Raw genomic sequence first — 10,021 nt, 5'->3', positions numbered from 1 at the left:
GACCCGCACCGGCCCGCCGCGGGAGAGCCGCACCGGCCCGCCGCCGGAGAGCCGCACCGGCCCGCGGCGCAGGCCGCGGACGGGCCCCATGAACCCGCCGCGACCCACTTCACCGACCGGAGCCCGTCAGGGGTCCACCGGCTCGTCCAGGGGCAGCCGATGCGTATCGGCCGGGCGCAGGACAACGAACTCGTGGTCGAGGGCCCGCATGTCTCGCGCCACCACGCGGAGTTCCGGCCCCTGCCCGGTGGCCGCTTCGAGATCGTCGACCTCGGCAGCCACAACGGCACCTTTGTCAACGGGCAGCCCGTGGACCGCCGCCGGCTCATCGGCCCGCATGACATCGTCGGCGTAGGCCACTCCACCTTCCGCCTCGCCGGGGACCGGCTGGAGGAGTTCGCCGACACCGGTGAAGTCTTCTTCACCGCCCGGAACCTGACGGTGACCGTCGGGCGCGACAAGACCATCCTGGACGACGTCTCCTTCGGCGTCCCGGAGAAGTCCCTGGTGGCGGTGGTCGGGCCGTCGGGCTCCGGGAAGTCCACCCTCCTGCGCGCGCTCACCGGCTACCGGCCCGCCGACCGCGGCCAGGTCCTGTACGACCACCGCGATCTCTACACCGAGTTCGCCGAGCTGCGCCACCGTATCGGTCTCGTTCCGCAGGACGACATCCTGCACAAGGAGCTGACCGTCGACACCGCGCTGAAGTACGCCGCCAGGCTGCGCTTCCCCGGTGACACCAAGGCCACCGAGCGCAAGGCCCGTATCGACGAGGTACTCCAGGAGCTGAAGCTCGACGTCCACCGGGACAAGAAGGTCGCCTCGCTCTCCGGCGGTCAGCGCAAGCGGGTGTCCGTCGCCCTGGAGCTGTTGACCAAGCCCTCCCTGCTCTTCCTCGACGAGCCGACCTCCGGGCTGGACCCGGGCCTGGACCGCGATGTCATGAAGTTGCTGCGGGGGCTCGCCGACGACGGCCGCACGGTGCTGGTGGTGACCCACTCCGTCGCCGAACTCGCCCTGTGCGACCGGGTGTTGGTGATGGCTCCCGGCGGCTCCGTGGCCTACTTCGGCGTCCCGGACGAGGCCCTGGAGTTCTTCGGCCACGAAAGCTGGGCCGATGTCTTCTCCGCCTTCGAGAATCATCGCGACGACGACTGGGGCGGGCGCTGGCGGACCTCCGCGCAGTACGCCCGGTGTGCCGCGGAGATCGGCTCGGCCGTACCGCCGCGGCAGCCGGGCACCCTTCCGGCGCAGCCGCCCGCGCGAGCCCTCCAGCCCAAACGGCGGCACTGGGTAGCCCAGTTGTGGACCCTGATCCGCCGCTATCTGTCGGTCATCGCCTCCGACAAGGGCTTCATGGCGCTGATGCTGCTCCTCCCGGCCGTACTGGGCGGGGTGAGCTGTCTGGTTCCGGCGAAGTACGGACTCGTCCCGCCACCGTCCGACAGCGGTTTCCGCTACAACCAGGAGTCCGGAACCATTCTGCTGGTGCTCGTCATCGGCATGAGTTTCTCCGGGGCGGCCAACTCCGTACGCGAATTGATCAAGGAACGGGTGATCTACGAACGGGAGAGAGCCACCGGTCTGTCCCGGTCCGCGTATCTGATGTCGAAGGTGATCGTCCTCGGACTGATCACCGCGATGCAGGGTGCCGTCCTCTGCGCGATCGGCTTCTCGGTCCGCCAACTGCCCGCCCAGGGGCTGCTCATGCCCACGGCCGTCGAGGTCTGCGTGGTGATCAGTGCGCTGGGCTTCACCTCCATGATGTTCGGCCTGGTCATCTCCGCGCTGGTGCGGACGGCCGAGAAGACCATGCCGCTGCTGGTGATGTTCGCCATCGTCCAGGTGGTCTTCACCGGCGTCCTCTTCAAGCTGTTCAGCTCCCCGGGCATCGAGCAGGTCGGCTGGCTGATGCCCGCCCGCTGGGCGGTCGCGGGCGCCGGGACCACACTCGACCTCGCGCACACCATGCCGCCCTGGAACCTCGACAAGCCGAATGAAGTCGACCCGCTGTGGGCGCACACCGTCTCCCAGTGGGGCATCGACGTCGGTGTGCTCGTGGCCATCGGGCTGGTCTGCGGCTTCGTCGTGGCCCGTCTGCTGCGCCGGCACGAGCCCGACGTCATGCGCGACTAGGACTTGTCCGGCGGCGGCTTGGTCCCGGCGAGTTCGTCCTGCCGCTCGGGGGCGAAGTACACGCATGAGTACAGGGGATTGACGACGCCGCGGAAGCGGCGGCCCGCACTCGGCTCGAATGTGGTCAGGCCGGCGAGGCGCGTCAGGCTCCCTTCGCGGGGTCGTGGTGGGTGGGGTCGGTCAGTACGGCCGCGGTCATGGTGAGGTGCTGGACCAGGACCTCGGCGGCGGTGTCGGCGTCGCGGGCCAGCGCCGCCTCCTCCAGCAGGCGGTGCTCACGGAAGCCGTCCCGGCTCGGGTTGCGCCGCGCCGACCAGCGGCGAGCCAGCTCGCTCGCGGTCCACGTCCGGTCGAAGGTCTCCAGCAGGACGGGGTTGCCGCAGCCCTCCAGCAGGGCGCGGTGGAAGACCCGATGGGCCTCGGCCCATGCCGCGCTGTAGTACTCGCCCTCCCCCGGTACATACGCCTGGGTCCGGGTCAGCCGGTGGTGGGCGGCCCGTACACGGGACTCCCAGTCGACGTCGCCGCGCTCGATGGACATGCGCAGCACGACCGGTTCGATGGTCCGGCGGGCCTCGGCGATCTCCTGCCAGCGGCGGTCGGAGTGGGCCGGGACGGCGAAGCCGCGGTTGGGCAGCCGGTCGGCCAGGCCCTCGCCGACCAGCCGTACGAGCGCCTCGCGCACGACGGCCAGGCTCACGCCCTGTTCCTTGGCGAGGTCCTGTGGTTTGAGGGCGTCACCGGGGGCGTGGTCCCCGCGCATGATCGCGTCCCGCAGATGTGCGTAGACCTGCTCGGAGAGCATCGGCTTCCCCGGTGAGGTCGACGTATGGGTCGTCTGAGTCATGCCTCCACCATAGATGATCCAGCAGACAATCGATTATTGCTGTTATGATCGATCGAGCGGTCGACGGTGCGAGGCGACAGCGGTGCCCCACGCGGCGCCGCGGCCCGCCATGACCGCACATCACCACCACCCCACAGCACGGCCGGAAAGGAACGACGCGATGAGCGCCAACGACCCCTTCGCCCGCCTCCCCGAGGCGGCCTCCTTCACCGTCACCAGCAGCACCGTCACCGACGGCGCCGCCTGGTCGATCGAGCAGTTCTCCGGCATCTCCGGCGTCCCCGGCGGGAAGGACGCCTCCCCGCAGCTCTCCTGGAGCGGCGCCCCGGAAGGCACCAGAAGCTACGCCGTCACCGTCTACGACCCCGATGCCCCCACCGGCTCCGGGTTCTGGCACTGGGCGGTCGCCGACATCCCCGCCACCGTCACCGAGCTGCCCGAGGGCGCCGGCGACGACACCGGCTCGGGCCTGCCCGAGGGTGCCTTCCAACTGCCGAACGACGCCCGCGCCACCCGCTTCATAGGCGCCGCCCCGCCGGCCGGACACGGCCCGCACCGCTACTTCGTCGTGGTGCACGCCCTCGACGTCGAGTCCATCGGCGTCCCGGCCGACGCCACCCCGGCCGTCCTCGGCTTCACCATGGCCGGACACATCCTCGGCCGCGCGGTCCTGACCGCCACCGCCGAAACCCCCGCCTGACGCACAGCGGGTCCAGGGCCCGGCCCGCCGGTGCGAGCAACGGGATCTGCTGAGGTCGGTAGCATCGCGGTGAACCTACAGCGGCCCGCCACCCGTGAAGGAGCGCCGACGTGCGACTCAGCCCGCGCACCGTGCAGGAGATCGATTCACCGATGGGCGCGACGTATGCCCTGCTGGCGGGCCGCAGCGGCGAGCGGGCGCTGCTCGATCTGGCTCAGGCCGCGCCGAGCTATCCGCCCGCGCCCGAGATGGTCGAGCACGTCGCCAAGGTCGCGCACGAGCCGAACGGCGCCGCGTATGTGCCGAGCCCCGGACTGCCCCGGCTGCGGGATGCCTTCGCCGCCGACCTCGGCCGGGGTTACCAGAGCCCGGTGGGGGCCGACCAGATGGTCGTCACCGCTGGCTGCAACCAGGCGTTCTGCCTGGTCGCGCAGGCGCTCACCGAGCCGGGCGACGAGGTCATCGAAGTCCTGCCGTACTACTTCAACTACGACATGTGGCTGCGCATGAACGGCGTGGTGCCGCGCTACCTGGAGCCCGGGCCCGATCTCGTGCCCGACCCGGAGGCGGCCGAAGCGCTCATCACCCCGCGTACCAGGGCGATCGTGCTGGTCACCCCGGGCAACCCGAGCGGTGTCACCATTCCGCCGGATGTGCTCGCGGACTTCTACGCGGTGGCGAAGCGGCACGATATCGCGCTGATCGTGGACGAGACCTACCGCTCGTTCCGCGACACCGTGCGCCCGGCGCACGACCTGTTCGCCGAGCCGGACTGGGCCCGGACCCTGGTCAGCCTGCACAGTTTCTCCAAGGACCTCGCGATTCCCGGCTACCGGGTGGGCGCGGTCGTCGCCTCGCCCGAGCTGAACCGTGAGGTGATGAAGTTGCTCGACTGCGTGGCGATCTGCCCGCCACGCGTCGGGCAGGAGGCCGCCTGGGCCGGGCTGACCTCGGCCCAGGAGTGGCGGCGTGCGCGCGCCAACGAGGCCACGGAGAAGCGGCGTTGGCTGGAGACCGTGCTGGCCGAGCGGCCGGGCGGTTTCGAGCTGCTGAGCTGCGGAGGGTTCTTCGGCTGGGTCCGCCACCCCTTCGCCGACCGCGGCACCGACGACGTCGTGCGCGACCTCATCACCCGCTACGACACGCTCGTCATCCCGGGCACCGCCTTCCTGCCCGACGACCGCCAGGTCTTCCGGGTCAGCTTCGGCAACGTGGACCGGGCCGGGCTCACCGAATTCGCCGGGCGGCTCGAGCTGATGGCCAAGGATCTCCTTGGCTGACCCCGCGGGCCGCGGCCGACCTGGCTCTTGACCTTGCCCGAAGGTCAAGGCCGAGGGTGCCGGTGGCGGTGGCGACCGGGCAGGGTGCTCGGCTCCGGCCGAACCGGGAGGAACCCGCAGTGGATGACGACACTCTTCTGACCGAGCAGCTCGCCTACTACAGGGCGGGCGCGACGGAATACGACCGGCCCTATGCGCCGACCTGTTCGAGTGGCGGCCGTCGCGCCGCTACGACACGGTGTTCTTCGCCTTCTGGCTCTCCCACGTGCCACCGGCGCGGTTGCCCGGCTTCTGGAACACCGCCGCCTCCGCACTCGCCCCGGGTGGCAAAGCGGTCTTCATCGATGACGGTCCCGCCGCGGCCGCCGAGGAGGACGTCCTCTCCGGCCGGCCGACTCCGGTGGCCGTGCGCCGACTCGATGACGGCAGCCAGTACCGCATCGTGAAGGTGTTCCACGACCCCTCCTCGCTCACCGCCGACCTCACGGCGCTGGGCTGGTCGGCCCATATCCGGCTGGTGGCCGGGAAGTTCATCGGCGTCGCGGAACCACCGGGCACCCCTGCCTGAGAACGGGTCCGGGTCCCGGGTCCCGGGTCCGGGTCCGGGTCCGGGTCCGGGTCCGGCGAGGGTCAGCGGCCCCTCGTCTCAGGCCACGTGCAGCAGGGCGCTGGTCTCGGCGGACGACATCTCGGTGGCGTAGACGCGACTGCCCGGCTGGTGCTTGCGGCCGCCCTCGCCCAGGTGCCCGGCGTCCACGGCGTCGAAGCCGATATCGCGGATCAGCCCGGCCACCGCGGCCTTGGCCTCCTCGTCGTTGCCGGACAGCGGGATGGCCACCCGGTCGGTGGCGCCCTGGGGGCGGGCGTGGTCGCGCAGGTTCTCCCAGTAGATCGCGTTGAACGCCTTGACCAGGTTGGCGCCGGTGTGGGCCTGGATCTTCTCGCTGGAGGTGGTGGCGTCGCCGTCGAGCTCCGGGTCGTGTCCGTCCCGCTCGGGGTAGTAGTTGCAGGTGTCGATCACGACCTTGCCGCGCAGCGGCTCGGTCGGCAGCTCCTGGTAGCGGCCGTAGGGGATGGACACGACCACCGCCTCGCCGAACCGCGCCGCCTCCTCGGCGGTCACCGCGCGGATCGGGCCGCCGATGTCGGCCACCAGATCGGCCAGGGTGTCCGGGCCACGGGAGTTGGCGAGCGCCACGTCGTAGCCGATCGCGGCGAAGTGGCGGGCCAGCGTCGAGCCGATGCGGCCCGCTCCGATGATTCCGATGCGCACGGCGTGCTTCCCTTCCTCGTCCACGGGTGGGCCACCAACCGGGTAACCCCCGCCCAGCGGGTCATGCAGCCACTCCCGGCGCATATCGCGAACAGGAGCGGAAGCGCGAGCGGGCGGGCCCGGCACGCGTCGTATGCCGCTGGGAGGACGGGGCCCCGAGCCCGTGCTACGCCTTGCGCGTGACGCACACCGGGGCGGCCGCGTCGGAGCCGCCCCGCGCGGCGGCGGGCCTGTTCCATCGGACCATGGCAACCACACCACCGGCCCTGCGGACCCGCTTCACGGAACTCGTCGGCTGCACGGTGCCCGTCCAGCAGGCCGGTATGGGCTGGGTGAGTGGCGTGGACCTCGCGGCCGCGGTCTCCGAGGCCGGTGGCCTCGGCATGGTCGGACGGGGCGCTCGCCGCGTGGCAGGTCGGCTCGGTGGCGGAGGCACGGGAGGCGATCCGGGCCGGCGCCGTCACGAGGATCGAACCCGCCGCGGACGTGATCCGCGAACTCGCCACCGGCGCGGTGGCCCGCCTGCGCGGGGCGCCCCCCGGCCAGGATTCCGACTGACGGCTTAGGTCTCCGGCCCCGTTCAACGACCACCAAGGTCGTTCGGAAGCCCGATGCCGCCTTCTCGGGGCGCAGCCATCATGCCAGTGGAGACCTGCCGAAAGGAGCACACCATGTCCTACCCGGAAGACCTCGAATACCCGGAGCCTCGCTACCACGGCGACAGGGGCGAAGTGAACGCGACCTTCCGCCCGGCCGGCACCCCGCCGGAGCTCTCCTCACCCGGCGGCTCGACCCACTATCTCGCCACCAGCGAGTCGACCGGCGGCGAATTCGGCCTCTACAAGGTGGAGATGGGGCCACGGTCCGGCGGGCCCAAGACCCATTTCCACAAGGCCATCTCCGAGTCGTTCTACATCCTCTCGGGCAAGCTGGAGCTCTACAACGGCGAGAAGTGGATCACGGGCCGCGAGGGCGATTTCCTGTACGTGCCGGTCGGTGGTCTGCACGCGTTCAAGAACGTGGCGGACGAGCCCGTGTCCATGCTCCTGCTCTTCGCCCCGGGCGCTCCCCGCGAGGAGTACTTCGAGCGGGTCGCGGAGATGACCCAGCGCGGTGGCGAGGAACTCAAGCGGTTCCGCATCCGGCACGACAGCTACTTCGTGGAGGACTTCGAACCCGGGACGCAGTAGTCCGGGTCCGGGACACCGTCGCGGGCCTCCGCGGCGTCCGGCTCGCCGTTCTCGGAAACGGGGCCTCCTCACCCTGATGCGGCCCGCCCTGGCGTGCCGTCAAGAGTTGGGACGCACGGGTGCGGAAAGCCCGCGTATGTCTCCAATTCTGAAGTGGGGCGAGCGATACTTCCGTGAGGTCGCGGCCATGCGACGGGCTTTCGTTCAACTGGTGAACTCGACGCGGCTCTTGACCGGCAAGGGCAGGGTCCAAGACAGTCGTTCTGTGTGAGCGCTCTCTCGACCCGATGGCGCTCGCGCTCTGTCCCTGTGCCCGAGTCCCCGTAGCCCCGTCTCCATCACACCCCACGCCAGGAGCGGACTACGGGGGCTCGCACACCCCGTCACCGACGGTCCTCCGAAGGAAAGCAGCCCCCCACATGTTCAGGATCACCTCACATCCGGCGGCGGAGGCCAAGCCCCGCCGCCGACGACGCGTACTGGCCTTCGTGGCCGCCCTGTCGCTTCCGCTGACCGGACTGCTGGCTCTGACCGTGTCCTCCAACACCGCCGCCGCGGGTGAACCCACCGCCGCGGCCGAGTGGACCACCGTCTTCCAGGACGACTTCGACGGCGCGGCGGGCACCGGTCTGAACAAAAACGACTGGCTGTACGACATCGGCACCGGCTACCCGGGCGGCGCCCCGAACTGGGGTACCGGGGAGGTCGAGTCGGTCACGGACTCGACCGAGAACGTCTACCACGACGGCGAGGGTCACATGGTGATCAAGCCGATCCGCGACGGTTCCGGGAAGTGGACGTCCGGCCGGGTGGAGACCCAGCGCACCGACTTCGAGGCCCCGGCCGGTGGGCAGTTGGAGATCAGTGCCTCGCTCAAGCAGCCCAACCCGGAGAAGGCCCTCGGAATCTGGCCCGCCTTCTGGGCCATGGGTGCCGACGCCCGTCCGACCGGCGCCACCAACTGGCCGAGCATCGGCGAGCTGGACATCATGGAGAACGTGAACGGGCTGAGCAAGCACTCGAACACCTTCCACTGCGGGGAGTGGGCCGGTGAGTGCCACGACCCGGACGGGATCACCAGCGACCTGCTGCCGTGCGACGGCTGCCAGACCGACTACCACACGTACTCCGTGATCGTGGATCGCACCGACACCTCCGCCGAGCAACTGCGCTTCTACCTCGACGGCAAGGAAACCTTCACGGTGAAGCAGAACCAGGTGTCCGCCGAGACCTGGAAGAAGGCGGTCGACCACGGATTCTTCGCCATCTTCAACGTGGCGGTCGGCGGCTCCTACCCGAACAAGGTCTGCGGCTGCACCTCACCGGCGGCGGACACCACCTCCGGTGAGGGGATGAGCGTGGACTGGTTCTCCGTCAAGGTGAGCCAGTAGCGGCGACACGGTTTCCAGGCGACGTCGGTCTCCACGATCCGGTTGTGATCGTGGAGACCGACATCGCCGATCAGCCCTCGTAGCTCCGGATCGCGGCGACCTTCTCCGCCGACGGGGAGGTCTCGTCGAAGCTCTGCGCGAGCCAGTCGTCGGTGAGCGAACGGGCGAGCTCCAGCCCGATGACGCGCTGGCCGAAGCAGAGCACCTGGGCGTTGTTGCTGAGGACCGAGCGGCGCACGGAGTAGCTGTCGTGGGCGGTGACCGCGCGGATGCCGGGGACCTTGTTGGCGCTGATGGCCACGCCGAGGCCGGTGCCGCACACCAGGAGGGCGCGGTCGGCGGTGCCCTCGGCGACGCGGCGGGCCGCTTCCACCGCGACATGCGGGTAGGCGGTGTGCTCATCGCTGCCCACGCCGACGTCGATGACCTCGGCGACCCGGGGGTCGGCCAGCAGATCCCGTTTGAGGGCTTCCTTGTAGTCGTATCCGGCGTCGTCACAGCCGACGACGATCCGGAACGCGTTCGCGGTGGTCATACGGGATCGCTTCCTGCCGTCGTGTGAAGGGTGGCCACCGCGGTCAGCACCGCGGCGAGTGAGGTGGCTCCGGGGTCGGGGGTGCCCACGCTGCGCTCGGCGAGGGGGCGGGCGCGGCCCAGGCGGGGGCGCAGGGCGGCGGTGTCCTCGGCGGCCGTACGGGCTTCGGCCACGGCGGACGCGTACGCCTCGGCCACCGGAACTCCGGTCCGCAGCCGTGCCGTGAACGCGGTGGCGAACGGCGCGAGGGCGTCGACCAGGGTCTTGTCGCCCACCTCTGCCCCGCCGAGCGAGGTGACGGCGGTGAGCGCGGCCGTGGCGGCGGACGCCAGTTCCTCGCCTCCCGGCGCCCGGTCGGCCGGCAGTGCGGCGCCGATGGCGCGCAGCGCCACGCCCCACAGCGCACCCGAGGTGCCCCCGGCCTCCGCCGCCCAGGCATCTCCGGCGGCGGCCAGCACCGCGGCCGGGGCGAGCCGTTCGGTGTGCGCCTTCTCGGCGGCCACCAGTGCCGCGTCGACACCCTTGCACATGCCACGGCCGTGGTCGCCGTCGCCCGCCACCGCGTCCAGCCTGCCCAGGGCCTCGGCGTCCCGGTGCAGTACGTCGCGGGCGGCGCGCAGTGCGTGGACGGCCAGCTCCGCGACCTCGACGGCCGCGCCGGACGCCGTG

General features: G+C 70.9%; 11 protein-coding genes and 1 pseudogene. 8 read left to right on the top strand and 4 right to left on the bottom strand.

The features are described 5' to 3' along the window. The coding region (locus tag KN815_RS41575; RefSeq protein WP_253209579.1) for an ATP-binding cassette domain-containing protein at positions 1–2,136 on the top strand (2,136 nt) is incomplete at its 5' end. A 142-nt stretch (positions 2,137–2,278) separates the two neighbouring features. On the opposite strand, the gene KN815_RS41570 is transcribed toward KN815_RS41575, so the two are convergent. Beyond that, positions 2,279–2,983, bottom strand: a complete 705-nt coding sequence (locus tag KN815_RS41570) for a GntR family transcriptional regulator (protein ID WP_216346963.1) — start codon at positions 2,981–2,983, stop codon at positions 2,279–2,281. Positions 2,984–3,143: 160 nt separating this feature from the next. Here KN815_RS41570 and KN815_RS41565 point away from each other — a divergent pair, with 160 nt between their 5' ends. From KN815_RS41565 to KN815_RS41555, 3 genes are all read left to right on the top strand, one after another. Next, on the top strand, positions 3,144–3,683 hold the full coding sequence (locus KN815_RS41565) for a YbhB/YbcL family Raf kinase inhibitor-like protein (protein ID WP_216346962.1): 540 nt from the start codon (positions 3,144–3,146) through the stop codon (positions 3,681–3,683). A 110-nt stretch (positions 3,684–3,793) separates the two neighbouring features. Next, complete coding sequence (locus tag KN815_RS41560) at positions 3,794–4,963, top strand: aminotransferase (RefSeq protein ID WP_216346961.1); 1,170 nt, start codon at positions 3,794–3,796, stop codon at positions 4,961–4,963. A gap of 238 nt (positions 4,964–5,201) precedes the next feature. Then, positions 5,202–5,531 carry a hypothetical protein gene (locus KN815_RS41555; RefSeq protein WP_253209578.1) on the top strand — a complete coding sequence of 110 codons (330 nt, stop codon included), beginning with the start codon at positions 5,202–5,204 and terminating at the stop codon, positions 5,529–5,531. 78 nt (positions 5,532–5,609) lie between these two features. Here KN815_RS41555 and KN815_RS41550 read toward each other — a convergent pair whose 3' ends face one another. Continuing rightward, on the bottom strand, positions 5,610–6,236 hold the full coding sequence (locus tag KN815_RS41550) for an NADPH-dependent F420 reductase (RefSeq protein WP_093470804.1): 627 nt from the start codon (positions 6,234–6,236) through the stop codon (positions 5,610–5,612). 245 nt (positions 6,237–6,481) lie between these two features. On the opposite strand from KN815_RS41550, the pseudogene KN815_RS51955 reads away from it, so the two are divergent. From KN815_RS51955 to KN815_RS41535, 4 genes and pseudogenes are all read left to right on the top strand, one after another. Then, a pseudogene (locus KN815_RS51955) lies at positions 6,482–6,574 on the top strand (hypothetical protein); the annotation flags it as partial. Positions 6,575–6,608: 34 nt separating this feature from the next. Further along, the gene (locus KN815_RS51145; RefSeq protein WP_253209580.1) at positions 6,609–6,794 is read left to right on the top strand and encodes a hypothetical protein; all 186 of its coding nucleotides are present in this window, start codon (positions 6,609–6,611) and stop codon (positions 6,792–6,794) included. Positions 6,795–6,907: 113 nt separating this feature from the next. Beyond that, entirely contained in the window at positions 6,908–7,426 is a 519-nt protein-coding gene (locus KN815_RS41540; protein WP_216346959.1) for a cupin domain-containing protein, read from the top strand. Positions 7,427–7,845: 419 nt separating this feature from the next. Further along, on the top strand, positions 7,846–8,817 hold the full coding sequence (locus KN815_RS41535; protein ID WP_216346958.1) for a glycoside hydrolase family 16 protein: 972 nt from the start codon (positions 7,846–7,848) through the stop codon (positions 8,815–8,817). A 70-nt stretch (positions 8,818–8,887) separates the two neighbouring features. Here the strand turns inward: KN815_RS41535 and KN815_RS41530 are convergent, their stop codons facing one another. Both KN815_RS41530 and KN815_RS41525 read right to left on the bottom strand, forming a co-directional pair. Further along, a complete protein-coding gene (locus KN815_RS41530; protein ID WP_059142953.1) occupies positions 8,888–9,352 on the bottom strand; it encodes a ribose-5-phosphate isomerase in 465 nt (154 codons plus the stop codon). Next, positions 9,349–10,021: DAK2 domain-containing protein (locus KN815_RS41525; protein ID WP_216346957.1), on the bottom strand; the 673-nt coding region annotated here is incomplete at its 5' end. The genes KN815_RS41530 and KN815_RS41525, both read right to left, overlap by 4 nt.

The sequence above is a fragment of the Streptomyces niphimycinicus genome, assembly GCF_018883605.1.
GTDB classification, from domain to species: Bacteria; Actinomycetota; Actinomycetes; order Streptomycetales; family Streptomycetaceae; genus Streptomyces; species Streptomyces niphimycinicus.
Note: the sequence above shows the minus strand (reverse complement) of the source record. Positions and strands in the feature narration are given on the sequence as shown.